The organism is Serratia grimesii (genome assembly GCF_900186025.1).
Classification (GTDB): domain Bacteria; phylum Pseudomonadota; class Gammaproteobacteria; order Enterobacterales; family Enterobacteriaceae; genus Serratia; species Serratia grimesii.
Genome location: NZ_LT883155.1, coordinates 3665199 through 3691450, shown reverse-complemented (window position 1 = coordinate 3691450; position 26252 = coordinate 3665199). Strand labels below are relative to the sequence as shown.

General features: G+C 54.0%; 19 protein-coding genes and 6 tRNA genes. 13 read left to right on the top strand and 12 right to left on the bottom strand.

Translation table 11 applies throughout. The features are described 5' to 3' along the window. Positions 1–35: 35 nt before the first annotated feature. The gene (locus SGBXF1_RS17385) at positions 36–2315 is read right to left on the bottom strand and encodes a TonB-dependent siderophore receptor (protein WP_130381601.1); all 2280 of its coding nucleotides are present in this window, start codon (positions 2313–2315) and stop codon (positions 36–38) included. 321 nt (positions 2316–2636) lie between these two features. Here SGBXF1_RS17385 and fes point away from each other — a divergent pair, with 321 nt between their 5' ends. The 3 genes from fes to SGBXF1_RS17370 are packed head-to-tail and all read left to right on the top strand — an operon-like array spanning position 2637 to position 8165. Continuing rightward, positions 2637–4007: an enterochelin esterase gene (fes, locus tag SGBXF1_RS17380; protein WP_186427256.1), complete on the top strand. Its 1371-nt coding sequence runs from the start codon at positions 2637–2639 to the stop codon at positions 4005–4007. Further along, entirely contained in the window at positions 3982–4188 is a 207-nt protein-coding gene (locus SGBXF1_RS17375; RefSeq protein WP_037423971.1) for an MbtH family protein, read from the top strand. The genes fes and SGBXF1_RS17375 overlap by 26 nt, the downstream gene beginning before the upstream one ends. Before the next feature lie 32 nt (positions 4189–4220). After that, positions 4221–8165 (top strand): enterobactin synthase subunit F, encoded by a 3945-nt coding sequence (locus tag SGBXF1_RS17370; RefSeq protein ID WP_186427255.1) that lies wholly within the window; start codon positions 4221–4223, stop codon positions 8163–8165. A gap of 74 nt (positions 8166–8239) precedes the next feature. Here the strand turns inward: SGBXF1_RS17370 and SGBXF1_RS17365 are convergent, their stop codons facing one another. Genes SGBXF1_RS17365 through fepD form a run of 3 tightly spaced genes read right to left on the bottom strand, consistent with a single transcriptional unit; the run spans position 8240 to position 11138 of the window. Beyond that, on the bottom strand, positions 8240–9043 hold the full coding sequence (locus SGBXF1_RS17365; RefSeq protein ID WP_037423762.1) for an ATP-binding cassette domain-containing protein: 804 nt from the start codon (positions 9041–9043) through the stop codon (positions 8240–8242). Continuing rightward, entirely contained in the window at positions 9040–10065 is a 1026-nt protein-coding gene (gene fepG / locus SGBXF1_RS17360; protein ID WP_186427254.1) for an iron-enterobactin ABC transporter permease, read from the bottom strand. Before fepG ends, SGBXF1_RS17365 begins: the two co-directional genes overlap by 4 nt. Further along, positions 10065–11138 (bottom strand): Fe(3+)-siderophore ABC transporter permease, encoded by a 1074-nt coding sequence (fepD, locus tag SGBXF1_RS17355; protein WP_037423759.1) that lies wholly within the window; start codon positions 11136–11138, stop codon positions 10065–10067. The genes fepG and fepD overlap by 1 nt, the downstream gene beginning before the upstream one ends. A 134-nt stretch (positions 11139–11272) precedes the next feature. Between fepD and entS the strand changes: the two genes are divergently transcribed. Then, positions 11273–12541 (top strand): enterobactin transporter EntS, encoded by a 1269-nt coding sequence (gene entS, locus SGBXF1_RS17350; RefSeq protein WP_186427253.1) that lies wholly within the window; start codon positions 11273–11275, stop codon positions 12539–12541. Here entS and fepB read toward each other — a convergent pair. Next, positions 12528–13487 (bottom strand): Fe2+-enterobactin ABC transporter substrate-binding protein, encoded by a 960-nt coding sequence (gene fepB / locus SGBXF1_RS17345; protein ID WP_037423753.1) that lies wholly within the window; start codon positions 13485–13487, stop codon positions 12528–12530. The genes entS and fepB overlap by 14 nt on opposite strands. A 198-nt stretch (positions 13488–13685) precedes the next feature. Here fepB and SGBXF1_RS17340 point away from each other — a divergent pair, with 198 nt between their 5' ends. The 4 genes from SGBXF1_RS17340 to dhbA are packed head-to-tail and all read left to right on the top strand — an operon-like array spanning position 13686 to position 18147. Then, a complete protein-coding gene (locus SGBXF1_RS17340; protein ID WP_037423749.1) occupies positions 13686–14894 on the top strand; it encodes an isochorismate synthase in 1209 nt (402 codons plus the stop codon). Positions 14895–14902: 8 nt separating this feature from the next. Then, positions 14903–16531: a (2,3-dihydroxybenzoyl)adenylate synthase gene (locus SGBXF1_RS17335; RefSeq protein ID WP_037423746.1), complete on the top strand. Its 1629-nt coding sequence runs from the start codon at positions 14903–14905 to the stop codon at positions 16529–16531. A gap of 3 nt (positions 16532–16534) precedes the next feature. Next, the gene (locus SGBXF1_RS17330; protein ID WP_037423743.1) at positions 16535–17389 is read left to right on the top strand and encodes an isochorismatase; all 855 of its coding nucleotides are present in this window, start codon (positions 16535–16537) and stop codon (positions 17387–17389) included. Then, positions 17389–18147, top strand: a complete 759-nt coding sequence (dhbA, locus tag SGBXF1_RS17325) for a 2,3-dihydro-2,3-dihydroxybenzoate dehydrogenase (protein WP_037423741.1) — start codon at positions 17389–17391, stop codon at positions 18145–18147. The genes SGBXF1_RS17330 and dhbA overlap by 1 nt, the downstream gene beginning before the upstream one ends. 335 nt (positions 18148–18482) lie before the next feature. Here dhbA and SGBXF1_RS17320 read toward each other — a convergent pair. From SGBXF1_RS17320 to SGBXF1_RS17305, 4 genes are all read right to left on the bottom strand, one after another. Continuing rightward, positions 18483–18558, bottom strand: a tRNA-Lys gene (locus tag SGBXF1_RS17320). Between the two features lie 7 nt (positions 18559–18565). Next, positions 18566–18641, bottom strand: a tRNA-Val gene (locus SGBXF1_RS17315). Positions 18642–18680: 39 nt separating this feature from the next. After that, a tRNA-Val gene (locus tag SGBXF1_RS17310) sits at positions 18681–18756 on the bottom strand. Positions 18757–18789: 33 nt separating this feature from the next. Continuing rightward, positions 18790–18865, bottom strand: a tRNA-Val gene (locus tag SGBXF1_RS17305). A gap of 292 nt (positions 18866–19157) precedes the next feature. Between SGBXF1_RS17305 and gltX the strand changes: the two genes are divergently transcribed. From gltX to SGBXF1_RS17285, 4 genes are all read left to right on the top strand, one after another. Continuing rightward, positions 19158–20573, top strand: coding sequence for a glutamate--tRNA ligase (gene gltX, locus SGBXF1_RS17300; protein ID WP_061808078.1), 1416 nt, complete (start codon positions 19158–19160; stop codon positions 20571–20573). 150 nt (positions 20574–20723) lie between these two features. Beyond that, positions 20724–21077, top strand: a complete 354-nt coding sequence (locus tag SGBXF1_RS17295) for a GNAT family N-acetyltransferase (protein ID WP_200876000.1) — start codon at positions 20724–20726, stop codon at positions 21075–21077. A gap of 169 nt (positions 21078–21246) precedes the next feature. Continuing rightward, positions 21247–21322, top strand: a tRNA-Ala gene (locus tag SGBXF1_RS17290). Between the two features lie 60 nt (positions 21323–21382). Next, positions 21383–21458, top strand: a tRNA-Ala gene (locus SGBXF1_RS17285). Between the two features lie 118 nt (positions 21459–21576). On the opposite strand, the gene SGBXF1_RS17280 is transcribed toward SGBXF1_RS17285, so the two are convergent. Further along, a complete protein-coding gene (locus SGBXF1_RS17280; protein ID WP_037423734.1) occupies positions 21577–22764 on the bottom strand; it encodes a NupC/NupG family nucleoside CNT transporter in 1188 nt (395 codons plus the stop codon). 378 nt (positions 22765–23142) lie between these two features. Between SGBXF1_RS17280 and SGBXF1_RS17275 the strand changes: the two genes are divergently transcribed. After that, entirely contained in the window at positions 23143–24375 is a 1233-nt protein-coding gene (locus SGBXF1_RS17275; protein WP_186427252.1) for an Nramp family divalent metal transporter, read from the top strand. 44 nt (positions 24376–24419) lie between these two features. Here SGBXF1_RS17275 and SGBXF1_RS17270 read toward each other — a convergent pair whose 3' ends face one another. Both SGBXF1_RS17270 and mgrA read right to left on the bottom strand, forming a co-directional pair. Then, a complete protein-coding gene (locus SGBXF1_RS17270; protein WP_073963471.1) occupies positions 24420–24830 on the bottom strand; it encodes a DUF2502 domain-containing protein in 411 nt (136 codons plus the stop codon). Between the two features lie 230 nt (positions 24831–25060). Next, positions 25061–26050, bottom strand: coding sequence for an L-glyceraldehyde 3-phosphate reductase (gene mgrA, locus SGBXF1_RS17265; RefSeq protein ID WP_186427251.1), 990 nt, complete (start codon positions 26048–26050; stop codon positions 25061–25063). Between the last annotated feature and the right edge of the window lie 202 nt (positions 26051–26252).

Below are 26252 nucleotides of genomic sequence, written 5' to 3'. Positions count from 1 at the left end.
TCACATGGCGTTAGCAGCCTTGTTTGAGCGGACGTTTAGAAATGGGTATTCACACTCATATAGTAAGTCCGGCCTGGCTCGTTGTAGGTAGCAGCCCCTGCACCGGCAATGTTAATGGTACCGGTTATTGGGTCGCCGACGTTCTGCGAGTTACCTTCACGGAATTGGCGTTTATCGAACAGGTTGTCGATACCGGCAGTTACGCTGACGTTCTTGGTCACATCATAGGTTGCGCTGGCACCAACCACAGCGTACGGGCTGACTTCCTTGGTTTCGGTACCGCTAACCGGTTTGCCCTGATAGTTGTACTTCTTCGGTTTCTGGCGGCCGTACCAAGTCAGGGTCGATTGCATCGACAGCTCTTGGGTTGCTTGCCAGCTCAGGGTTGAGTTGATGGTGAATTCAGGAATAATCGACAGGTAATCACCGGTGCTCTTATTCTTGTTTTCAATCATGTAGGTGGCGTTGTTGGTCCAGGACACGCTCTCGCTGACCGGTACGTTCAACGTGCCTTCTAAGCCCTGCACTACCGCTTTAGGTACGTTTTCCCATTGGTAAATAGCTGTACCGGTGCTGCTGGTACCGATGCGACTATTACCTGCTTCAATTTTGTTGTGGTAATCGTTACGGAAGTAAGTCACACCAGCCAACCAGCCGTCGTTATGGAACTCTAGGCCAACTTCTTTGTTGACGCTGGTTTCCGCCTTCAGATCGTCGTTACCGAGCAGGTAACAGCCATTTTTGACATCGCCGGCTGCACAACCTTGGCCTTTGCTATAGAGCAAATAGTTTTGGTTGGTCTGGTACAGGTTTGGCGCTTTATAGGCGCGGGCGATACCCATCTTCAGGGTGAAGAAATCGCCCAGTTCCTGTGACAGATTCAGCGACGGACTCCAGTTGTTGCCTGACTCAGAGTGCAGATCGTAACGCAGACCTGGCGTCAGCATGGTGGTATCAGTCAGCTCCATGTTGTCTTCGGCAAACAGCGAGAAGATATGCGCAGATGCATAAGGGCTACGTGTACCGGTTTCTTGGCCAGGAATGGTGCCGCCCATCAGCGTTTGGCTGGTGGAAGAACCATCCTTCATTTTCTGTTGGTTCCACTCGGTTCCCACAGTCGCAGTTTGCGTCACGCCCAGTTCAAACGGTACGCTGACTTCGCTGTGAGCCAGGAAATCGTCCAGTTTGGTGGTGCCGAAGCCGTTATTTTTAGTATCGAAGATGCCTTCAGTACCGCCGGCCAGACCTTCATTCAAACGGGTATTACGTGTGCGTTCGAACTGAATATAGTTGTTGGTGCTGACACCGTTATCCCAGGCTCCACGATGGTTGAGGCCGAAGGTTTCGCGGTAAATGCGGTTAGTCTCTTTGCCGTAGTTGCTCTGTACCAGCGCATTGGAGTTGGTGTTTTGAGTATCACCGGCATACAGGTTGCCCTGGCGACCGTAGGCATACTCAAACTCAAGTGACTGCAAATGTGCAAAATCCCAATGCAACATGGCATCGATATTTTTGTCTTCTACGCCCTCGCGTCCGGCTGGCACGCTGTTGGCATAGGCACCTGCACGGTAAGATTTATGTGATTCGTTAATATCCCACGCATCGGCCTGAGTTTTGCTGTAACCACCGAACAAACGGAAGCTGAGTTCGTCGGTCAACGGACCAGACAGGCTAAAGTCGGTGCGCTTGGTAGAACCTTCTTGCTTATGCTGCGGTACGTTGAAAAACGCATTCAGAGAGCCGTGCAGCTCTTTGGTGTTTTTCTTGGTGATGATGTTGACCACGCCGCCGGCGGCACCGTTGCCGTAGCGTGCCGCAGCTGGGCCGCGCAACACTTCAATGCGTTCAATCATCTCTGGTGGTACCCAGCCGGTATCGCCGCGGGTATCACGTTCACCACGCCAGCCTTGACGTACCGAATTACGGCTGGTAGCCGGTTTGCCGTCGATCAGGATCAGGGTGTTTTCCGGGCCCATGCCGCGAATATCTAACTGACGGTTGTTGCCACGCTGACCGCTGGTAGAGTTACCGGTTAGGTTAACGCCAGGCATGGTACGAATCAGTTCACTGATATCGCGTGCGGGTGGGCGCTTTTTGATTTCCTCGGCAGTGATAGTGGAAACCCCCGGAGCCTGCAGATTCTGCTTGGCGGCGGTGACAACAATGGTGTCTTCGGCGGCTTCTTTTTTATTTTTGGCGACAGTGTCTGTTTCTGCGGTGGTATCAGTTTGCTGTGCGGCGTGCGCAAAGGCGGACGCGCCTAACCCTAACCCGATGAGTGTGGCTAAGGAGTAACGAGATAATTTGCGGTTCATGTGAGTGTTCCTACCTTGCTGCCTTTCCCGGGGCACCGACGCAGTAGGCCACCGGCTGAGAGAAGGGCGGTTGTAGTTTTTGTGTTTTCGAAAATAAAAATCCAACTGGCCGAGACGCAACGGCAACAGCATCGGATTTAGCGCTAAAATCCGGTATCCATCCCTGTTGAAGAATACCTGCCCTGTTTACGAGCCTACACACACTATTGCAAACGCAAATAATTATCAATAGTATTCGGTTTACCGTTTTCTTGGGCAGCGCCTCGCGCCGCGAATTTACCGGCTTTCCTGAAGCTGCCAGCTAAATAGTGAATAGGCGTTTTGAAAACAAAATCCGAGTCAGAAAGCAGCAGATTATTATCGAGCAAGCACGCCGGGCGCCATGGATGGTGGCTGAATATTGCCAAACGCGGCACGCCGCTGGTGGAGCTGCAAGGGAATGGGCGAGGGAAGGTCACATTTTTATGGCGTGATCCTCAGGGATGTGAGCTCACTTCAGCCTATCAACGCGTCTGGATCCACATCAATTGCCTGACCGACCACCATCAATCATCGCCGCCACAGAGCTTGCAACGATTGGAAGGAACCGACGTTTGGTACTGGCAAACTGAACTCAGCGCCGACTGGCGTGGCAGTTACTGTTTTATCCCCTGCATGGATGACCGTCCTCTGGAACAGAGTGATGACGATGCGCATGCGAATATGCACTCGATTCGTCACTGGTGGCACCAGGTGTTTGCCGGCGCCACTCAAGACCTGCTTAATCCTCACCGTTCTTGGGCAGGTGTCAGTGGCAATGTGCTGTCAGGTTTGCATATGCCGGAAGCGCCGGCGCAACCCGCCTGGCAGGATTTTGATCGCTACGCGGTCGCCAGCGGACGTTGCACGCCAGCCCCTCCGGCGAGATTACAGCGCCACAGTTGGCACAGTGAACGGTTGGGGAATACCCGTAATGTGTGGGTGTATACCACGGGTGAAAGTAACCCGGGGCAGCGTCCATTGGCGGTGTTACTGGATGGCCAGTTCTGGTCGAACAACATGCCCGTCTGGGATCCGCTGATGCAGTTAACCCGTGAGGGCAAACTGCCGGAAGCGGTTTATTTGCTGATCGACATCATCGACCTCAAACACCGTACGCAGGAATTAGCCTGTAATGAAGATTTCTGGCTAGCGGTGCAAGAAGAATTGCTGCCGCAGGTTGCCGAATGGGCGCCGCACAGCCGTGATCCTGCTCGCACCCTGGTGTGCGGTCAAAGTTTTGGTGGTTTGTCTTCACTGTATGCCGGGTTGCATTGGCCACAGTGCTTCGGTGGAGTGATCAGTCAGTCAGGCTCCTTCTGGTGGCCGCGACGTGACATGTACCAGCGCGAAGAGATACCGGCCGATGCGGGTTGGCTACTGCGTCAAGTCGAGCAGGGCGTTGGCAAGGGCTCATTGAAAGTATTTATGGAAGCCGGGGTGCACGAAAAAGTAGCACATCGTGTGAATGATCGAATGGCGGATTTGTTGCGCGATGCCGGTCACCGGGTGCAATACCGAACGGTTGCCGGCGGGCATGACTATCTCTGTTGGCGTGGCGGTTTGATCGATGGCCTACAGGCATTGTGGGCAGATCAGTATCCTGCGTCTTCGGCCAAGCTAACCTTTTCTGTCCAAGGAGTCCGCGATGGAAACTCTGAACCCGTTCGATGACGAGCAACAAATCTGCCTGATTGTGCAGAATGACGAACAACAATACAGCCTGTGGCCGGATTTTAGCGCAGTACCGGCGGGGTGGACGCCGGTATTCGGCCCGGCAGCACGATCACAGTGTGTGAACTGGCTGGAAAAGCATTGGCAGGATATGCGGCCCGCATCACTGCGTAAGGCGTGATGGCGCCAATACCGAAAACAGGAGTCAGTACCTTGTCAGACAGCACTTTATTATCGGCCGAACAGCAACTTGCCACTGAGCTGCCGTTGGTCGCTGCGCAACCCGGAATTTGGGTTGCCGATCAAATTTCACCGCACGCGAATGCTTATGCGGTCTCCCACTACATTGAACTGAATGGCGCGTTGGATCAGGATCGTTTGATGCAGGCGATTGCGCAGGGCCTATCCGAAGTGGATACCTTGCAGTTCCGCTTTGAAGAGCGTGATGGGGTACCGGTGCAGTGGCATGACCCGCAACTCGCGATCCTGCCGGTTGAGATGATTGATTTGCGTGACTCCCCCGATGCTGCTGCGGCGGCACGTGCTGTCATGCAATTGGATATGTCCGGCGATTTGCGTATCGGCAGCGGCAATGCGCTGTATCGGCATATCTTGATCCGCCTGTCGGAGCGACGCTGGTTCTGGTATCAGCGTTATCACCATATTCTGGTTGATGGCTTCAGTTTCACAGCTATTGCCCGCAGAATTGCTCATATTTACACCCGAATATTACGTAATGAACGGCCGGATCCGACGCCGTTCACCGCATTCAGTGAGGTGGTCGAGGAGTATCAGCGTTATGCACAGTCGTCCACGTGCCAACGCGACGCCGCGTTTTGGCTGAATAAGGCCCAACAGTTGCCGACACCGGCTACCCTTTGCCCTCAGCCATTGGCTGGGCAGACGCCGACCACCCGTATCCATCGGTTATCGCAACTGTGTGACCAGCAGGATTTTAACCAACTGGTCAATGCCGGTCAGCAGCAATTCAGCGTGGCAGATATGGCGTTGGCACTGGTGGCATTATGGGTGTCCCGCTTGAGTGGTCACGCCAGTTTCAGCGCAGGTTTTATCTTTATGCGCCGTACCGGTTCGGCCGCGTTGTGTGCTAATGGGCCGGTGATTAACGTTTTGCCGATCGAAATGCACCTCGATCCGCAGGCGACCTTGAGCGACGTTGCCGGCAATATTGGTCGTGAGCTGAAAATCGTCCGTCGCCATCAGCGCTATGAAGCGGAACAGGTACAACGTGATCTAGGGCGGATTGGCGATGCTCAGCCGCTGTATGGCACGGTGTTCAACTTTAAAATGTTCGACTTCCAGTTGGACTTCGGCGGTATTGAAGGTATTACCCATGAATTGGCTTCAGGGCCGGTCCGGGATCTGGAAATCGCACTGTACCTGGATGAATCCGGTACGCTGAAGGTTGATCTGCTGGCCAATGCTGAGCGCTATCAGCGTGATGAGTTGGCTGCACATTTACAGCGTTTGCCGCTATTGTTGCGTCAGTTTGCCGCTCAGCCGCAGATGCCGATCAGCGAAGCTGATTTGCTTACCGAGCAAGATCATAAACTGCTGACCAGAGTTAACGACACTGCGCATCCGGTGGCACCGCAAACGCTGACGGGCCTACTAGCAGAACAAGCGCAGAAAACCCCGGATGCCCCGGCACTGGCTGATGCGCAATATCAATTCAGCTACCGGGAGACACGTGAGCAGGTGATGGCGTTGGCGCGCCAATTGACAGCGCAGGGCGTACAGCCTGGTGATATCGTCGCCGTCGCGTTGCCGCGTTCAGTTTTCCTGTCGTTGGCATTAATGGCCATTGTTGAGGCCGGAGCGGCTTATTTACCGCTGGACACCGGTTACCCTGACGAACGCCTCAGCATGATGCTGGAGGACGCGGCACCTCGCCTGATTATCACCGAGCCTGGTCAGCAAGCACGCTTTGCCGGAAAGGGCGATATTTTCCTGTATGACGCACCGCTGACGGCAGGCAGTGCGGCAGACGTTGTGCTCCACGGGCCAACGCCGCATCATCCGGCCTACATTATTTTTACCTCTGGTTCGACTGGGCGACCCAAAGGTGTGCTGGTTGGCCACCAGGCGATCGTCAACCGCTTGCTGTGGATGCAGCACCAGTATCCGATGGCGGCAGGCGATGTGGTGTTGCAGAAAACCCCTTGCAGCTTTGATGTCTCGGTGTGGGAGTTTTTCTGGCCGCTGATGGTGGGGGCGCAATTGGTTATGGCGCCGCCGGAAGCGCATCGTGATCCGGAACAACTGCTGCAATTGATTGACCGGTACAGAGTTACCACCATGCACTTTGTGCCTTCGATGCTGGCGGCCTTTGTGGGGGCGTTGGACAGCCGACAAGCAGTGGCCTGCTGCGCACCATTACGACAGGTATTCTGTAGTGGTGAAGCACTGCCTGCCGAGCTGTGTCGCTTGTGGCAAAGTCGCACAGGTGTGCCGTTGCACAATCTGTATGGTCCGACCGAAGCCGCTGTTGATGTCAGTTGGCATCCTGCCTGGGGCAAGGCCTTGGCCGCTGTCACGGGGGCTAACGTGCCGATCGGTTTGCCAGTGTGGAATACCGGGTTGCGCATCCTCGACGCACGTCTGCGTCCGGTGCCGCCCGGTGTTGCTGGCGATTTGTATCTTACGGGCGTACAGCTGGCGCAGGGTTATTTGGGGCGGCCGGAACTGACGGCCAGCCGCTTTGTGGCAGATCCTGACGGCGACGGTGGTCGCATGTACCGCACGGGTGACGTTGCTCGTTGGCTGCCAGGAGGCGAGGTGGAATACCTTGGCCGTAGTGACGATCAGCTAAAAATTCGTGGTCAACGCATCGAATTGAGTGAAATCGATCATGCGCTGCTGTCGTTACCGGGTATCAAGCAGGCGGTTACGCATGCGCTGGTACTGAATAATACGCCAACAGATCCTGGCGGTGGAGATGCCCGCCAACTGGTGGGGTATCTGGTGGCGCAGCCTGGCGTGCGTCTTGATCTGGACGCGTTGCGTGCTGCGCTGGCCGATCGTCTGCCGCCACATATGGTGCCAGTAGCGTTAGTTGAGATGGAGTCTCTACCGCTGAGCGCCAATGGCAAGCTGGATCGTAAAGCATTACCGCAACCGCAAAGCGGTGTCAGAGCCGCAGGGCGTGAACCTGAAGCGGGGCTGGAAACGGCAATCGCCGCCGTGTTCGCCCGTTTGCTACAGCGTGAAACTGTATTTGCCGACGATGATTTCTTTGCGCTTGGCGGGCACTCGTTGTTGGCGATGCGTCTGGCGGCGGAACTGCGTCGTGATCTGGGCAAGGTGGTGTCTGTCGGGCAGGTGATGGTTGCTTCCCGTGTAGAACAATTGGCGCAACTGTTGGCGCAAGAGCGCACGCAGGAAGAAGCGGACCAGACGGGTTTTGACAGCATATTGCCACTGCGTACCACCGACGGTCCGACGTTGTTCTGTCTGCATCCTGCTTCTGGATTCTCCTGGCAGTTCAGTGTATTGCCGCGCTATATCGATCAGCATTGGTCGTTGGTGGGGATCCAATCGCCACGTCCTGATGGCCCGCTGGCGCTCAGTGAGCATATGGATCAGGTCTGCGACGCGCATCTGGAGAAGGTATTGCAGGTGCAGCCGAAGGGTCCCTATCACTTTATCGGTTATTCACTGGGTGGCACTTTGGCGCAGGGTATCGCTGCCAGATTGCAGGCACGGGGTGAGGAAGTGGCCTTCCTTGGGTTGCTGGATACTTACCCGCCGGAAACCCAGAACTGGGATGTGATGCTCGATGACAACGTGCTAAAAGAAGTTCAGCGCGAACGTCAGGAGTTCCTGGCAGTGTCTGAGGATGCGTTGGATCCTGAATTGGGCGAAACCCGTGTGGCGATGTTTGATAATATCGAAGCCAACTATGCCGATTCAGTCCGCTTGCTTTCAGCGACCAATACGGCGAACTTCAAAGGGCAGGCGACGTTGTTTGTTGCGCGTCAGACCTTACAGGAAGGGATGGATGTGCAGCAGACCTGGTCGCAATACGTGGATGCCTTGCAGGTGCATGAACTGGATTGCGCGCACGTAGATATCGTTTCACCGGCGTCGTTCAAAGTACTGGGGCCGTTGCTGAACCGTATACTACGCGCTTTGTAATACCCAGTGACGGGGAGGGGGCAAATACATTCGCCCCGATTAACAAGGGTCCAGCTACTGGGCCCTTACACTATCTATTGCTTACCCAGCGGTACCACCAACGGTGTGTGTGAAACCGGATCGTCAATGATCATGCAGCGCAGACCATACACTGCTTCGATCAGTTCTGGCGTCACAATATCCTTAGGTGCACCTTCGGCAACAACCTTGCCGTCGCGCATGGCGATCAGATGTGTGGCATAACGACACGCATGGTTGAGATCGTGCAGCACCACCACCAATGTATGGCCGTTTTCACGGTTTAGTTGACGCATTAGCTCCAGCAGGTCTATCTGATGGGTAATGTCCAGCCAGGTGGTCGGTTCATCCAGCAGCAGCAGTGGTGTCTGCTGTGCTAATACCATCGCAATCCACACGCGTTGGCGTTGCCCGCCAGAGAGCGTATCGACCGGCTGTTCGGACAGCTCAAAAACGCCGGTAGAACGCATTGCCTGTTCTACTGCCTGTTGATCTTCCTCACGCCAGCGACTGAACAGACGCTGATGCGGATAGCGGCCACGGGCCACCAAATCAAACACGGTAATGTCGCCTGGCGCGGTCGAGCTTTGTGGCAGCAGCCCAAGCTGGCGTGCCACCTCTTTGGTTGCATATTCGCTGATGTGTTTGCCGTTTAGCCATACTGCACCTGCCTGGGGTTGGATCAGACGGCTGAGGGTACGTAACAAGGTAGATTTGCCACAGGCATTTGGCCCGATAATTACCGTCAGTTCACCGTGCGGTATTGAGACGGAAAGGTCGCTTGCGACGATTTTTTTGTCATAGCCGAGTGTCAGATGTTCAGCGCGCAATGGCGCGGTCTGTAAGGGGTCAGCATTCATTTTTTTCGTGACTCACGGATTAATAGCCAAATCAGGTAAATGCCACCCAGGCTGACGGTGAGTACACCGACCGGCAACTGATAAGGCATAAACAGGCGTTGTGCGGCGACATCGGCGAACAGCAGCAGCAGTGCGCCAGTCAGAGCCGTCAGCAGCAGTACGCTACGGTTAGCGCACAGGCGTCGGGCAATCTGCGGTGCCACCAATGCGATAAAGGAGATTGGTCCAGCCACAGCGGTTGCGGCGGCTGTCAGGATAACCCCGATCAGTAGTAGCAATACACGCGAACGTTCCACTGACACGCCGAGCGCACAGGCGGCGTCATCCCCCATTTCCAGCAGCCGCATGCGGCGAGCCAGAGTCAAGAGCAGCAGGCAGCACAGTACAATCACGACTATTACGGGCAGGCTTTTCGCCCAGCTCACACCGTTAAGTGAACCGGCATTCCACAGTCCGGCAGACATCGCTGATTCCAACGATGCACTGATAAGGAGCCAGGTATTACCGGCAACTAGCAGGGCGCGCACCGCGATGCCGACGATAATTAAACGGAATGATTCGACACCATTGCGCCATGCCAGCAAATAAATCAACGCGGCGGTGAGTAAACCACCGGCCAACGCCCCAGTAGTGATGCCGATGACACCACCATTAAACACCACAATTGCCACCAATACACCGCTGTAGGCGCCGGTGTTAAAGCCAATTACGTCAGGGCTGCCGAGCGGGTTGCGCAATATTGACTGGAAAATGGCACCGCTGAGGCCCAGTGCGGCCCCCAGCAACAGTGCCATCGTCACGCGTGGCAAGCGCCACTGGGTGACGATCACCGCCAGATTTGCCGGGCCTTCACCACGCAAGGCATCGATCACCTGCGAAGCACTTAGCGACAGTGTGCCAGAACCCAAGGCGTAAATGGCGAGCGCCAGAGCGGCCAGCATTAGCAACAGCGCGGTCAGTGTCGGACGCGACAAGGCTCGAATTTTGTGGTTCGCCATTTGACGGGCTGCAGACATCGACATTAGCGCTGCCTCCTGAACATATGGCGTTGACGCACCAGAATGATCAGCAGCGGTGCACCAATCAGGGCGGTGACGATGGAGACACGTAATTCACCGGCAACCAGGAAGCGGCCGATGAGGTCGGCACTCAACAGCAGGATAGGGGTCAACACCAGTGTCCACGGCAGCATCCAGTGCAGTTCTGAACCGGCCAGCCGACGAGCAATATGTGGCATCATCAGGCCAACAAAGGCAATCGGGCCGACGGCGGCAGTGGCACCGCCGCACAGTAAGGTAATGGCCAGCAGGCCCAACAACTGGGTACGAACAATGCCGGTCCCCAGCGCAGTGGCTAATTCATTACCCATGCTCAGGCTATTCAGCGACTTACTCATCCATAGCGTAATCAGCGTGCCCAGGAGGATCGGCAGGGCGACGGTGCGCACTACCTGCATATTTTGAATATCCAGCGAACCGGCCTGCCAAAAACGCAACTGATCGAACACCAGCGGGTTTAACAGGGAAATCCCGGAGGTCAGGCCCTCTAGCACCGCCGCCATGGCGACCCCGGCTAGCGTCAGGCGTACCGGGTTCAGGCTGCTGCCACCCAGAGCACCGATAAGTGCGACCAGCAGCGCGGCAAACATTGCGCCAGCAAAGGCGAACCACAGATATTGACTGATGTTAGCGGCGCCAAAGAAGGTGATACCCAGCACTACGGCAAAACCCGCACCGGCGTTAACCCCAAGAATACCGGGATCGGCCAGCGGATTACGGGTGAGGGTTTGCATCAGTACTCCAGACAGACCCAGCGCGATGCCGGCCAACACGCCAACCAGCGTGCGTGGCAGCCGGGCGTTGGTAATGATGGTGCAGTCCGCGCCGCTGCATTGTCCGTTAAGCGCCTGGATAACTGTGTCAAAAGGGATAGATTTAGCGCCAAGCGACAGGCTGAGCAGCATGATAACCAGCAGTGCGAAAAGGGCAATCAGCAGGCCAAACAGCCTGCGACGAAATGAACGGGGAGTGCTCCCAAGATGACGCCCGCGTGGGGTGGGAACAGGCTGTGTGCAATGGCGTGAAATCCGTAACATAACAATCCATTATTTAATTGAATATAAATGATATTTATTATCATTATTGATTGTTTTCATCTATGGTACCATGAGTCCCTTCGCTATTGCAGCACAGACGCTGCCCCTTTTCTTTAGTTGTGGTGAGAAAGCTAATGAGTAAGCCCTCTATTTTGCTTGATTTTGGCCTGCTTAAGACCAATGGCGCCTTTCGTGCCGTATTCTGCGCGCGTTTTATTTCTATTCTCGCGTTGGGGTTGATGGCCATTGCGATCCCGGTTCAGATTCAAGCCTTGACCGGATCGACGCTGTTGGTCGGTTTGTCCGTAACGCTAGCAGGCAGCGGCATGTTTGCCGGATTACTGATGGGCGGTGTACTGGCCGATCGCTACGAACGTCGCCGTCTGATTTTGTTTGCGCGTTCTACCTGCGGCATAGGTTTTATCGGCCTGTGTATGAATGCTGCGTTGCCCGCACCTTCATTAACACTGATTTATCTGCTGGCGGTCTGGGACGGTTTCTTTGGCGCGGTCGGCGTCACGGCACTGTTGGCGGCAACACCGGCGCTGGTAGGGCGTGAAAATATCGTACAGGCCGGGGCTATCAGCATGCTGACCGTGCGTTTTGGTTCGATCCTCTCCCCAGCGATCGGTGGCTTGGTGATCGCTAACGCCGGTGTGACGTGGAACTACGCTTTGGCGGCATTTGGTACCTTACTGACGCTGATCCCTTTACTGCGTCTTCCACGGCTGTTGCCACCACCACAGCCGCGTGAGCATCCGCTGCGTGCGCTCGCCGGCGGTTTTGGCTTTCTGTTCCGCAATCGGGTGATTGGTATGGTGGCGCTGATCGGTGCACTGCTGACCATGGCCAGTGCGGTGCGAGTATTGTATCCGGCCATGTCCGGTATGTGGCATGTCAGCGCGGCGCAGTTGGGCTTTATGTACTCTGCTGTGCCATTGGGGGCGGCGATTGGCGCCTTCACCAGTGGCCGGGTTGCCCACGTTGCGCGTCCGGGTTGGATGATGCTGATGACGGCGATTGGCGCCTTCGTTGCCATTGGTCTGTTTGGTCTCATGCCATGGTATGGTCTGGCGCTGTTTTTCCTGGTGGTTTTTGGTTACCTGAGCGCGCTGAACTCATTGTTGCAGTATGGGTTGATCCAGAACCTGACGCCTGATGCGTTCCTCGGGCGCATTAATGGCCTGTGGACGGCGCAGAACGTGGTGGGTGACGCACTTGGTGCGTTGCTGTTGGGGGCGATGGGGGCGTTTATGCTGCCGGCGATGACATCAACCAGCTTTGGTTTTGGTGTTGCGGTACTGGGCGTAGTGCTGGCGTTTGCGATGCGCGGTTTGCGTCAGGTGGGCAGTGGCGGGCAAGAAAACGATCTCCAGCCCGCCGCAGAATCTACTGAGAAATAAACTGTTTTTCCAACAGCGTCAGTAGGTTGCTGGCGCTGTAATAATCCAGTCGGAAAGTATCATTCCCCAGTGCGTAAACCCGCTTGTGTTGTACTGACGGCAGATGAGCCAGGAAAGGATTAGCCATCAGCCGTTGTGCATCACTGTCGTTGTTGGCAAATAACATCAGCGTCTGGCCGTTCAGACCTTCCGCCAGGTTCTCACCGCTCAGTTGAATAATGTCCTTGCGCATCCCCATGCTGCGGCTGTTGTTCAGCTTGGCTGGCGGGATGGCTAGCGTAAAACCAAGCTGCTTGAGCATTTGGCCTTGGGAAGATTCAGCCGTCCATAGATTGGCAGCCTTGCCATCGGCGCTGAATACCAATGCGGAGACGGGCTGTTCCGGTAGCTTCATGCGCTGTTTCAACGATTTCTCACGGGCATCGAAATCACTGACGATTTTTTGTGCCTGGGCTTCATGTCCAGTGGCCTGGCCCAATTGAGTCGCCAACGCTTGCCAGCTTTTGTCGTCGTAATTGACGACCAACACCGGGGCAATGGCGGAGAGTTGATCGTACAAACGCAGAGCGGAATCGGCCCCGGTTGCCGAAATGATAATCAGATCGGGGGCTTCACCGGCGATGGCTTCTGCATTGGGTTCACCGATGTACAGGCGTTTAACGCCGCGTTGCGCCGCGATAGCGCTCCACTGATGGAAGAACCCTTGTGAGTCCGCCAGACGGCTGCCTGGCGTTGTGGCACCACTGGCGACTACCGGTGCGTCGATCGCCAGCAGGGTACCGGTGACGGTAACGCTGGTGGAAACGATACGGGCTGGAGGGGATGTGAGTGTTACCACGCCGTGTGATGTTTCAATTTTGCGTGGCCAGCCAGCGTCTGCGGCATGGGTTACACCGATAGCCATCATGCCAAATAGCGCCAGGCTGATGAGCAGGTTCTTCTTCATAAAGAATTCCTTAGAAGTTAAATAGTAATACTTATCATTTATATAATTAAAGCTGCTGGTTTTATATCATGATTATGATTGGAAGAACTGTTTACATTTATTGACATAGCATATTCACGAGGGTAATTTAACGCGATTCAATACAAATGATAATCATTATTATACGGGTTATTGTTAATGATACGAAAGGGAGAACCGATGAGTGTTACAGTAAAGGGTACCGGGCATAAGAAGCCACAAAGCAAGGATAGCGAACAGCCTGTCGCAGGTGTGTCGCCGACTTCCGGCTTTTTCTTTACCTCTCCTTTCCGTAGCCTGAGCACGCAAGGCTGCTTCGCCAAAATCACGCTGCCGGCCCTGGATGGCGACCAATTGAATGGCGAATTCCAGCAGGCGGTGCAGCATGCTTTTGCCGAGGCCAAACTGGCAGGAGTTAAGAACCCGGTTTTGTGCGGTGCGATCCCGTTTGACACTCATCAACCCTCTGCGCTGTTTATTCCTCAGCACACTCAATGGTTTGAACGCGATGCCTTTTTGGCCAGCGTGAAATCTCCACAGGACGCTTTGCCGGAAATTACCCGTCAAAGAGAGGTACCTGCTCAACAACCCTTCATGCAAATGGTGGCGGATGCGGTAGAAGCGACCAAAGGCGACCAGTTGGATAAAGTGGTCCTGTCGCGTTTGCTGGAGATTGAAACACGCGAGCCGGTGGACCGTCAGGCGTTGATGGCGCGTATCATCGCCCAGAACCCACATGGTTTCCACTTCCATGTACCGCTGGAACAGGGGGCATTGCTGGGTGCTAGCCCAGAACTGCTGTTACGTAAGTCCGGCGCTCAATTTTTCTCTAACCCGTTGGCCGGTTCCGCTCGACGCAATGCCGATCCACAGCGAGATCGCGAGATCAGTCAGCAGCTGTTGGTATCAGAAAAAGATCGCTATGAGCACCAGTTTGTCACCGAAGGGATGCGGCAGGTGCTGACCGAACGTTGCAGCTATCTGAATATCCCAACCACACCTGAGTTATTGAGCACCACCACGCTGTGGCACTTGTCGACACCGATTGACGGTGAGGCTGCCAGCCGTGCTGAAAATGCGCTCTCGCTGGCCTGCCTGCTGCACCCAACGCCCGCGCTGTGCGGTACGCCGACGGCATTGGCACACCAGGTGATTAAGCAACTGGAGCCCTTTGACCGCGGCCTGTTTGGCGGGATTGTCGGCTGGTGTGATGCCGAAGGTAACGGTGAGTGGGTGGTGACGATTCGTTGTGGCACGGTGCAAGGCAATCAGGTGCGGCTGTTTGCCGGTGCCGGCATAGTGCAGGACTCTTCGCCGGAATCTGAGTGGCATGAAACCGGCACCAAACTCAGTACCATTTCGCGGGCGTTTGGCCTGAACCAAGGATAGACATTCCCATGAGTATTGCTTTTACCCCCTGGCCTGATGATTTAGCCCGTCGTTATCGTGAACGCGGATATTGGACTGATCGGCCATTGACCGACATCATCACTCGTCAGGCTAAAAATGACGCCATCGCGTTGATCGACCCACAACGTAGCCTGAGCTATCGTCAGCTTAACCAGCTTTCCGACCGGTTGGCTGCAGCCCTTCAACGTCGGGGTATGCAAAGCGGTGATACTGCGTTGGTGCAACTGGGTAACGTGGTCGAGTTCTATGTAACGTTCTTTGCGTTGCTGAAAATGGGTGTTGTGCCAGTGAACGCACTCTTCAGTCATCAACGCAATGAGCTGAACGCTTATGCCACACAAATCAAACCGGCATTACTGATTGCCGACCGTCAACATGGTCTGTTTGGTAACGACGAATTCCTGACGGCGTTCCGTGCCGAGCATCCTTCATTGCGTGTGGTGGGGTTACGTAGCCAGGATGACGGTGAACAGTCACTGTCGGCTTGGTTGGCAGAGGACAGCGCAGATTTTGTTGTTGCACCAACTCCGGCAGACCAGGTGGCATTTTTCCAGTTGTCTGGTGGCAGCACCGGTACGCCAAAGCTTATCCCTCGCACCCACAATGATTACTACTACAGCATTCGCCGCAGTGTGGAGATCTGTCATTTCGACGTTGATACCCGCTATTTGTGCGCGTTACCGGTTGCGCATAACTACCCGATGAGCTCCCCGGGTGTCCTGGGTGTTTTCTATGGTGCCGGATTGGTCGTGTTCGCCAGCGATCCCGATGCCGGGCAGTGCTTCCGACTGATCGATCAGCATCAGATTAATGTGACTGCGCTCGTACCACCGGCGGTGACGCTGTGGCTGCAGGCTATTGAAGAGTGGGGCGGTTGCCAACAACTGGCCAGCCTTAAGCTGCTACAGGTGGGCGGCGCCAAGTTGGGTGAAACGCTGGCGGCACGCATTCCCGCGGAAATCGGCTGCCAGTTACAGCAGGTGTTCGGTATGGCGGAAGGCTTGGTGAACTACACCCGGTTGGATGATGACGATCAGCATATTTTGACGACCCAAGGCTGCCCAATGTCTCCAGATGACGAGTTGTGGGTGGCTGATGATGATGGCAACCCACTGCCGGTAGGGGAAACCGGGCGTCTCATGACCCGTGGGCCTTATACCTTCCGCGGTTATTACCAAAGCCCGGAACATAACGCGGCGGCTTTTGATAACGACGGTTTCTACTGTTCTGGCGATCTGATCAGCCTGACCGAAGACGGCTATGTGAAGGTTGAGGGGCGACAGAAAGATCAGATCAACCGCGGTGGGGAAAAGATCGCCGCCGAGGAGATCGAAAATCTGCTGTTACGTCATCCGGAAGTGATCAATGCGGCGCTGGTGTCGATGCCGGATGAGCTGATGGGCGAAAAAAGCTGCGCCTATATTATCGCCACCACTGCACTGAAACCGGTCGTGCTGCGTCGCCATTTACGCGCCGAGGGTGTGGCCGATTTCAAGTTACCCGACCGCTTTATACAGGTTGATACGCTGCCGCTCACCCCGGTTGGCAAAGTGGATAAAAAACTGTTGCGCCAACGCCTAGAGGCGCAACAACTGACTCTGGTCCAGGGAGAATAAGTCATGGCCATTCCAAAACTTAATGATTACGCGTTGCCGACTCAGGCTGAGCTGCCAACCAACAAAGTGACCTGGACGGTAGAACCGCAGCGCGCTGCACTGCTGATCCACGACATGCAGCAGTATTTTCTGAATTTCTGGGGTGAAGACAGCCCGTTGATCAAACAGGTGGTGGAGAACATTGCCAACCTGCGCCGTTACTGCAAGTCACAGGGTATCCCGGTGTTTTACACCGCGCAGCCGAACCAGCAGAGCGATGAAGATCGCGCCTTGCTAAATGACATGTGGGGGCCGGGTTTGAATAAACATCCGGAACAGCAAGCCGTAGTTGCTGCTTTGGCTCCGGAAGACGACGATACCGTGTTGGTGAAGTGGCGCTACAGTGCTTTCCACCGCTCCCCCTTGCAGGAAATTCTGCAGGAGTCAGGACGCGATCAATTGATTATCTGCGGCGTGTACGCGCATATCGGCTGCATGACCACAGCGATTGATGCCTTCATGCGTAATATTCAGCCGTTTATGGTGGCTGACGGCCTGGCCGACTTCTCCCGTGAAGAGCACCTGATGGCCCTGCGTTATACCGCAGGTCGTTGTGGTCGTGTGGTAACGACCGCGGAACTGCTGCCAGGCATCGCCAGTAAGGCAGCACTGCGTCAGCAAATCATGCCTTTCCTCGACGAAGACAGTGAAGATATGGGTGACGATGAAAACCTGATCGACTACGGTTTGGATTCGGTGCGCATCATGGAGCTGGCAGCGCGCTGGCGTAAAATCCGTGGTGATATTGATTTTATCGCCTTGGCCAAGAACCCGAGCATTGATGGTTGGTGGGCTCTGTTGTCAGAGGGGAAAGCCTGATGGGGCAACAGGGCGATTTCGCGGGTAAGCGTGTCTGGGTTACTGGCGCGGGAGCCGGGATTGGGTTAGAAACGGCATTAGCTTTTATGCGGGCCGGTGCCGAGGTGATTGGATTCGATAAGCACTTTGGCGAGGCGGAATATGCCTTCCGTACTGAAGTACTGGATATCGCCGACCCTGACGCAGTAGACCTTGTGTGTGGACGTTTGCTGGCTGAGCAAGGTGAATTGGACGTCCTGGTGAATGGGGCGGGTATTCTGCGTATGGGGCTGACGGATGAAACCAGCACTGCAGATTGGCTGGCCTGTCTGGCCGTCAATGCGGGTGGCGCATTCAATATGTTCCGCCATGCTTTGCCCGTTTTCCGCCGCCAACGGCGTGGTGCTATCGTCAGTGTAGCGTCTAATGCAGCCCATGTACCGCGTGTCGGTATGGCGGCCTATTGTGCCTCCAAGGCGGCATTGCGTAGCCTGTGTCAAACCGTAGGGTTGGAAATGGCCCCTTATGGCGTCCGTAGCAACCTGGTATCTCCAGGTTCAACCAATACGCCAATGCAGCGTGGTATGTGGCAGGACGAAACGGGTGAGCAGAACACCATCAATGGTTTCCCGGAGCAATTCAAACTGGGTATTCCGTTGGGGAAAATTGCTCAGCCGCAGGAAATCGCCGATGCCATTTTGTTCCTGGCTTCTGATCGCGCCAGCCATATCACCATGCAGGATATTGTGATTGATGGCGGGGCGACGCTGGCGGCCTGATTATCAGGTTTTACCTTCGCTATAGCCTATAGGCGCTGCTTGCAGCGCCTTTATTTTGTGAAATAGTTGTCTTTAATCCCGAGATACCCGGCCTAGCGCACCGAGGGGCCATTATGGGACACGTCCATGTGTCCCACCCTACGGGCCGACTGGAAGTCGTTCCAATTTGCTCCCGGCAAATTGGTCGGCGGGCAAGCCGCTACGACCCCTTCGGCACGCTCTCCCTAATAACGAGCATGGTTAGTTGTATGAAGATACTGTGAGGGTGGTAAAGGTTTTGAGGGGTTCTGAACGACAGATGCGAAAAAAGCGCCAAAAGGCGCTTTTTTCTGTATTGGTGGGTCGTGCGGGATTCGAACCTGCGACCAATTGATTAAAAGTCAACTGCTCTACCAACTGAGCTAACGACCCGCAGAAGTGGTGGGTGATGACGGGCTCGAACCGCCGACCCCCTCCGTGTAAAGGAGATGCTCTACCAACTGAGCTAATCACCCACTTCAGGACTTCCGGGTACTGCTAAACAAGAGAATGAGTGGTGGGTGATGACGGGCTCGAACCGCCGACCCCCTCCGTGTAAAGGAGATGCTCTACCAACTGAGCTAATCACCCTCATTCTTCTCATTTCTTACTGCTTCAACAAGATGGTGGGCGATGACGGGCTCGAACCGCCGACCCCCTCCGTGTAAAGGAGATGCTCTACCAACTGAGCTAATCGCCCCGTCTTGTTGGAGTCGCATTATAGGGATAGTTGAAAGTGAGTCAACGGTTTTTAAAATGATTTCAATCGTTCGCCGCAAATTTAAACAGGATGCGATATTTATAACCTCCAATGCTGATTCTTTGCACATTGTTATGAGAAAAGCGTTTCAGAGAGAACGAAATCAGGCGCAGCAATATCGTGTCGGCGTTGAGGAATTAGCGCGTGGTGATACAATGTTGCCCACTTTTTTAAATTCCGAGCAATCGTCGGCAACCGCTGACACGCGTTGCGTAATAAGGCAGTGAACCCAATGAAAATCAAAACCCGTTTTGCACCGAGCCCAACCGGCTATCTTCACGTCGGTGGCGCCCGTACTGCGCTTTACTCCTGGTTATTCACTCGCCATGCAGGCGGTGAGTTCGTTCTGCGTATCGAAGATACCGATCTGGAACGTTCCACTCAGGATGCTATCGACGCAATTATGGATGGCATGAACTGGTTAAACCTGGATTGGAACGAAGGTCCGTACTTCCAGACCAAGCGTTTTGACCGCTATAACGCGGTAATTGACGACATGCTGGTGCAGGGTACCGCCTATAAATGCTATTGCTCGAAGGAACGTCTGGAAGCGCTGCGTGAAAAGCAAATGGAAAACGGCGAAAAACCGCGTTACGACGGTCATTGCCGCGACAGCCAGTGCAGCCATACTGATGATGAGCCACACGTGGTACGTTTCCGTAACCCGCAGGAAGGTTCAGTTATCTTCGATGACAAGATCCGTGGCCCGATCGAATTCAGCAACCAAGAACTCGATGACCTGATCATTCGTCGTACCGACGGTTCACCGACTTATAACTTCTGCGTCGTGGTAGACGACTGGGATATGGAAATCAGCCACGTGATCCGCGGCGAAGACCACATCAACAACACCCCGCGCCAGATTAACATTCTGAAGGCACTGGGCGCACCGGTACCGGAATACGCGCACGTTTCGATGATCCTGGGTGACGACGGCAAAAAACTGTCTAAACGTCATGGCGCAGTAGGTGTGATGCAGTATCGCGACGACGGCTATCTGCCGCAGGCGTTACTGAACTACCTGGTGCGTTTGGGTTGGTCCCATGGCGACCAGGAAATCTTCTCTATTGATGAGATGAAAGAGTATTTCACTCTGGAAGCTATCAACAAATCTGCCAGCGCTTTCAATACAGAAAAGCTGCAGTGGCTGAACCACCATTACATTAACCATATGCCTGCTGAAGAAGTTGCAGTGTATCTGGCGTGGCACATTGAACAACAGGGTATCGAAACCCGTAATGGTCCTGAGCTGAAAGATATTGTTAAGCTGTTGGGCGAGCGTTGTAAGACTCTGAAGGAAATGGCTGAGTCTTGCCGTTACTTCTACGAAGACTTCAGCGAGTTTGATGCTGACGCGGCCAAAAAACACCTGCGCCCGGTTGCACGTCAGCCGCTGGAAGCTGTACGTGCCAAATTGGCTGCTATCACTGCCTGGACGCCAGAGAACGTGCACGATGCTATCCAGGGCACGGCTGATGAACTGGGTGTTGGTATGGGCAAGGTCGGCATGCCGCTGCGCGTAGCTGTCACAGGTGCAGGCCAGTCGCCGGGCATGGATGTTACCGTACATGCAATTGGTCAGACACGTTCTCTGCAGCGTATTGACCTGGCGCTGGCTTACATTGCCGGACGTGAAGCTCAGGCCTGATAGTTTCTGAGCCTGTAAATCAAAAAAGCCCCGTGGAGCTATCCCGGGGCTTTTTTTTTCGCCTACACTCAACGGTAAAGTACAACCGTCTCGTGATAAGGAAATGTTTTGTATAGTGTAAAACAGAGTGTGGTATCGGTGGATGATTTCATGCGGCTGCGACAGATCTCTGGCCTTTCGCTGCGTCCACGAGAAGGGGCCGAAAGAGCATTGCCCAACAGCCTGTATGGTGTGCAAATCGTTGTGGAGAACCACACAGTGGGTATGGGGCGCGTGGTAGGGGATGGCGGGCTGAACTTCGAGATCGTCGATGTGGCTGTGGATCCAGGGCACCAAGGGAAAGGACTGGGCCTCCAGATAATGATTCACATCATGGCTTACCTTGAGCGCGTTGCGCCGGCGGGGGCCTACATAACCCTAATGGCTGATGTACCGCCATTATATGAAAAGTTTGGCTTTAAGCTCAGCCGACCGGAAAGTGAAGGTATGTACCTGATCAAATAAAGACGAGCACGTTAGCGGAAATTTGGTCGTAGCGCTCAATTTTCAGCAGCAAACGCGCTGATTTGGCGGCTTTTTCAGCGCTTGAAGCAGGAATACAATTTAGCCGTTGACAGCTTAGAGTGGGTTTCATATTATGCGCCCCGTTCACAGGATTTTGTGATTGTGGATTGGGGCTATAGCTCAGCTGGGAGAGCGCTTGCATGGCATGCAAGAGGTCGACGGTTCGATCCCGTCTAGCTCCACCAACCTTTATCTCAGAAAGGTTGGGGTATACCGTAACGCCGGTTAAAGCGTACCACTTTTGTGGGGCTATAGCTCAGCTGGGAGAGCGCTTGCATGGCATGCAAGAGGTCGACGGTTCGATCCCGTCTAGCTCCACCACCATTTGAAAAGCCGACCTTAGGGTCGGCTTTTTGCTTTCTGTCCTTCCTGCCTTATGTTGAATTCCAGACAATAAAAAAGGCCGCCGAAGCGACCTTTGTGTCATAGGGGGTTTGGATTAGCCCAGAACCAGGCCTGCGATGGATGCAGACAGGATGCTGACCAGCGTAGAACCATAAACCAGCTTCAGACCGAAGCGAGACACCACGTTGCCCTGATGCTCATTCAGCCCTTTAATCGCACCGGCAACGATACCGATGGAAGAGAAGTTGGCGAAGGAAACCAGGAACACTGACAGAATCCCCATGCTGCGAGGAGAGAGTTCAGCAGAGACTTTCTGCAGTTCCATCATCGCTACGAATTCGTTGGAAACCAGCTTGGTCGCCATGATGCTGCCAACCTGCAACGCTTCGTGCTTAGGAATACCCATAATCCAAGCGAATGGATAGAAGAAGTAGCCCAGGATTTCCTGGAAGCTAAGGCCAAAAATGGCACTGAACAGGCCGTTGAGCGCGGCGATCAGGGCGATAAAGCCGATCAACATCGCTGCAACGATAATAGCTACCTTGAAACCAGCCAGGATGTATTCACCCAGCATTTCGAAGAAGCTCTGGCCTTCGTGCAGATTGCCCAGATGCAGTTCTTCTTCTTTACTGGTGTCGTACGGGTTGACCAATGACAGCACAATAAAGGTGCTGAACATGTTCAGAACCAGTGCCGCGACCACAAACTTGGCATCCAGCATCGTCATGTAAGCACCAACGATGGACATGGAAACCGTAGACATCGCGGTTGCCGCCATGGTGTACATACGCTTTTCTGACATCTTGCCCAGAATATCTTTATAGGCAATGAAGTTCTCAGATTGGCCCAGGATCAGTGAGCTCACGGCGTTGAACGATTCCAGCTTGCCCATACCGTTTACTTTTGACAGTACGGTACCAATAATCCGGATGATAAACGGCAGTACTTTAATGTATTGCAGAATACCGATCAGCGCGGAGATGAAGACGATTGGGCACAGTACCTTCAGGAAGAAGAAGGCCAGACCTTTATCACCCATGCCGCCGAATACAAACTCAGTCCCTTGCCCAGCAAACCCGAGCAGCTTGTCAAACAGCGCTGCGAATCCTTTTACAAAGCCTAAACCCGCTTCCGAATGCAGGAAAAAATAGGCCAGCAGTACTTCAATAACCAACAGTTGAATAACGTAGCGAATGCGGATGCTTTTACGATCGCGACACACCAAGAGTGCCAGGATCGCGACCACCACTAACGCTAACGCAAAGTGCGCAATATGGGACATGTTTGCTCCAAACTTGAGGCAGGCTGAATTTCGGATGTCATTTTATGTAACGCCACGTTTAAAAACGAGAGCTCTATTGCAAATATGGAAAATCATAGTGGGAAACGTCTTAAAATAGTACGGTAAAGCATAAAAAATCAATAGGTTAATGAATGCATATGAAATTCCTATTCATGCATAAATTCGATTATAAGCCCTTTTGTGCTCTGAATTCGGCTCGGCAGAGTGCGGAAAATGTTCATCTCTAACCGAAACCTTTCGTTAAACCCGTAGTTTTCCTCTATTACAGAGATAAGTATTACCGCTCCAAATGCACTTGATAATTATTATCATTTACATAAGATAACCACAGGCTTATTAGAAGTAAGGGTTCAGAGTATGCTGAACAGTCGTGTGGCTGAGAGTCCTCAAGGCTCATCCAGAAAGATCAAACTTTCTCTGATGGGGCCCGCATTTATAGCGGCTATCGGCTATATCGATCCTGGCAACTTCGCCACCAATATCCAGTCCGGTGCCTCTTTTGGGTATACCTTGCTCTGGGTGGTGGTGTGGGCCAATGTCATGGCGATGCTGATCCAGCTGTTGTCTGCCAAACTGGGTATTGCCACGGGTAAAAACCTCGCGGAGCATATTCGCGACCGTTTTCCTCGTCCGGCTGTCTGGGCCTATTGGGTACAGGCGGAAATCATTGCGATGGCAACCGATCTGGCCGAGTTTATCGGTGCGGCAATCGGTTTCAAACTGTTGTTGGGCGTTACCCTATTGGAGGGGGCGATCCTGACAGGTATTGCCACCTTTCTGATCCTGATGTTACAAAAACGCGGCGAGAAACCTTTGGAATGGGTGATCGGCAGCCTGCTGTTGTTTGTCGCTTTGGCTTATATGGTGGAACTGGTGTTTTCCCAGCCGCAGTTAGGGCCGCTATTAAAAGGCATGGCGATACCGGACTTGCCGAATGGCGATGCGGTATTTCTGGCTGCTGGTGTGCTGGGTGCGACCATCATGCCGCATGTCATTTATTTGCATTCATCGTTAACTCAAACCGCAGGGGGAAACTCAAAGGCCGATCGTTACGCTGCAACCAAGGTTGACGTTGCTATTGCCATGACTATTGCAGGTTTTGTTAATCTGGCAATGATGGCAACAGCCGCCGCAGCTTTCCACTTTAATGGTCACAGCGGGATTACCGATCTCGATCAGGCCTACGTGACGCTACAACCGTTGCTGGGCCAGGCGGCGGCGACCATCTTTGGGCTGAGCCTGGTGGCTGCCGGGCTGTCTTCCACTGTGGTGGGGACATTGGCGGGGCAGGTGGTGATGCAAGGCTTTGTTCGCTTTTACATCCCGCTGTGGGTGCGCCGTGTCGTCACCATGTTGCCGTCGTTTATTGTGATTATGTTGGGGATGGATGCAACGCGTATTCTGGTGTTGAGCCAGGTGCTGCTGAGTTTCGGTATTGCACTGGCGTTGGTGCCGTTGCTGTCGTTCACCGGTAATCGTGAGTTGATGGGCGAGATGGTGAACAGTCGCGCCATACAGACTGTGGGTAAGTTGATCGTGGTGGTAGTGGTGGGGCTGAACGGTTATCTGCTGATCACTAGCCTGCTGTGAGCACCGATTAAATGAAAGGCCGGCGCAATGCCGGCCTTTTACTGTCAGTCATCATGGTCGCCATGATCATGGTGGCGATGATCACGATCATCGTGACGTCGATCCTTCCAATCGTGCTTATCATGATGCTTATAGTAGTGCTTATCGTATTTACGGTAGCGCCCTTCATGATAGTAATAATTCTTTCGCCAGTAATCGTTGTCACGCCAGCGGTAACCGTCCCAGTAATACCCTCGGCGGCTACGGTCGCCCAGATATCGGCCTTGGTGGCCTTGCCACCAGTCGCGGTCGCGCCAGTCGTAACCGTCCCAATAACGGCCGCGGTTGTCTTGTTCGCCTATGCGTAATGAAACGCCTGGCATCAAATCGATACTGATACCCTCAGCCTTTGCCTGCTGCATGGCGGGTACAGTTGATACCACCAAGAGGGCGGCCAATAACAGAGGTTTAAACATGAATACTCCTTTCCGCCGCAGCGGTTTGGCCGGTTTTATCGATAATGAAGCGCGTTCATCAGTTTATAAAACAGCCTTATAGTTTTACCTGCAATATTGCCATATTACCCGTTGCGGATAGGGTTGAATCTTAGAGGGATTCTGAAAAGCGGGGCGGGAGGAGTGATTTAAGATTTGTCTGTCGTCGTGGGGTTATCGCCGGTGTCTATTCCGGCGATAACTGTAAGCGATTACATTAATATCTGTTCAATTTGAGCGATTTCACCTTCGTTGAAGGTGCGGTTGTTTAGCATGCCAACGGCGTCTTCAATCTGGCTGGTTTTACTGGCACCAATCAGCACGGAAGTGACACGATCGCCACGCAATACCCAGGCCAATGCCATCTGCGACAACTTCTGCCCACGCTGCTGCGCCAGCGCATTGAGCTGGCGAACTTTCTCCAGTTTTTCTTCCGTGAGTTGTCCAGGTTGAAGAAACTGGCTGCTGCTGGCGGCGCGTGAGTCTTGTGGGATGCCATGCAGGTAGCGATCGGTTAGCAGGCCACCGGCCAGCGGTGAAAAGGCAATGGAACCCACACCGTGCTCTTCCAACGTATCCAATAATTCGGGTTCAACCCAACGCTCGAATAGCGAGTATTTGGGCTGGTGGATGACACAGGGTGTGCCTAGCCTTTGCAGAATACTGAACGCCTGGCGCGCACGGTCGGCGGGGTAATTCGATAACCCTATGTAGAGCGCCTTGCCCTGACGTACCAGCAGATCCAGTGCGGCCATGGTTTCTTCCAGTGGCGTATCCGGGTCTGGGCGATGGTGGTAGAAGATGTCGACGTACTCCAGCCCCATGCGCCGTAGGCTTTGATCCAGACTGGCAACCAGGTGCTTTTTCGAGCCCCAGTCGCCATAAGGACCGGGCCACATGGTGTAACCGGCCTTTGAGGAGATAACCAGTTCATCACGCCAGGGCTTCAAGTCTGCGTTAAGAATACGACCGAAATTCTCCTCGGCAGAGCCGGGGGGCGGGCCATAATTGTTGGCCAAATCAAAATGTGTGATGCCGTGGTCGAACGCGCAGTGGATCAGTTTACGCGCATTGTCGTACAGCGTCGTGTCACCAAAGTTGTGCCATAGGCCCAGTGAGATTGCCGGGAGTTTTAGACCGCTGCGTCCGCAGCGGCGGTATTCCATACTTTGATACCGTGAAGAATCAGCCTGGTAGAGCATATGAACCCTTTTCAGCAGTGATGAAATGAATTTTAGTGTATGCGCTTTCACTGTTTTTGTCAGAGCTCTTGATCACGCTTGGCTGGCTACGACTAACACAGTTGATGGGGACTTATTATGAGTGTCAGGGATGGGATGTAACGCAGGGTTGCCAATTGCCTTTTAAGCGTAAAGCTCGAAATTCGTGCAACATCTTCGATAC

What these genes read in the sequence shown, in the direction of transcription:
- dhbA (WP_037423741.1), top strand. Translation starts at nt 17,389, where the DNA reads ATGGGGCAACAGGGCGATTTCGCGGGTAAGCGTGTCTGGGTTACTGGC.
- SGBXF1_RS17295 (WP_200876000.1), top strand. Translation starts at nt 20,724, where the DNA reads ATGCGGCTGCGACAGATCTCTGGCCTTTCGCTGCGTCCACGAGAAGGG.
- entS (WP_186427253.1), top strand. Translation starts at nt 11,273, where the DNA reads ATGAGTAAGCCCTCTATTTTGCTTGATTTTGGCCTGCTTAAGACCAAT.
- SGBXF1_RS17365 (WP_037423762.1), bottom strand. Translation starts at nt 9,043, where the DNA reads ATGAATGCTGACCCCTTACAGACCGCGCCATTGCGCGCTGAACATCTG.
- mgrA (WP_186427251.1), bottom strand. Translation starts at nt 26,050, where the DNA reads ATGCTCTACCAGGCTGATTCTTCACGGTATCAAAGTATGGAATACCGC.
- SGBXF1_RS17375 (WP_037423971.1), top strand. Translation starts at nt 3,982, where the DNA reads ATGGAAACTCTGAACCCGTTCGATGACGAGCAACAAATCTGCCTGATT.
- SGBXF1_RS17270 (WP_073963471.1), bottom strand. Translation starts at nt 24,830, where the DNA reads ATGTTTAAACCTCTGTTATTGGCCGCCCTCTTGGTGGTATCAACTGTA.
- SGBXF1_RS17335 (WP_037423746.1), top strand. Translation starts at nt 14,903, where the DNA reads ATGAGTATTGCTTTTACCCCCTGGCCTGATGATTTAGCCCGTCGTTAT.
- SGBXF1_RS17330 (WP_037423743.1), top strand. Translation starts at nt 16,535, where the DNA reads ATGGCCATTCCAAAACTTAATGATTACGCGTTGCCGACTCAGGCTGAG.
- gltX (WP_061808078.1), top strand. Translation starts at nt 19,158, where the DNA reads ATGAAAATCAAAACCCGTTTTGCACCGAGCCCAACCGGCTATCTTCAC.
- fepD (WP_037423759.1), bottom strand. Translation starts at nt 11,138, where the DNA reads ATGTTACGGATTTCACGCCATTGCACACAGCCTGTTCCCACCCCACGC.
- SGBXF1_RS17275 (WP_186427252.1), top strand. Translation starts at nt 23,143, where the DNA reads ATGCTGAACAGTCGTGTGGCTGAGAGTCCTCAAGGCTCATCCAGAAAG.
- fepB (WP_037423753.1), bottom strand. Translation starts at nt 13,487, where the DNA reads ATGAAGAAGAACCTGCTCATCAGCCTGGCGCTATTTGGCATGATGGCT.
- SGBXF1_RS17385 (WP_130381601.1), bottom strand. Translation starts at nt 2,315, where the DNA reads ATGAACCGCAAATTATCTCGTTACTCCTTAGCCACACTCATCGGGTTA.
- SGBXF1_RS17280 (WP_037423734.1), bottom strand. Translation starts at nt 22,764, where the DNA reads ATGTCCCATATTGCGCACTTTGCGTTAGCGTTAGTGGTGGTCGCGATC.
- SGBXF1_RS17340 (WP_037423749.1), top strand. Translation starts at nt 13,686, where the DNA reads ATGAGTGTTACAGTAAAGGGTACCGGGCATAAGAAGCCACAAAGCAAG.
- fepG (WP_186427254.1), bottom strand. Translation starts at nt 10,065, where the DNA reads ATGTCGATGTCTGCAGCCCGTCAAATGGCGAACCACAAAATTCGAGCC.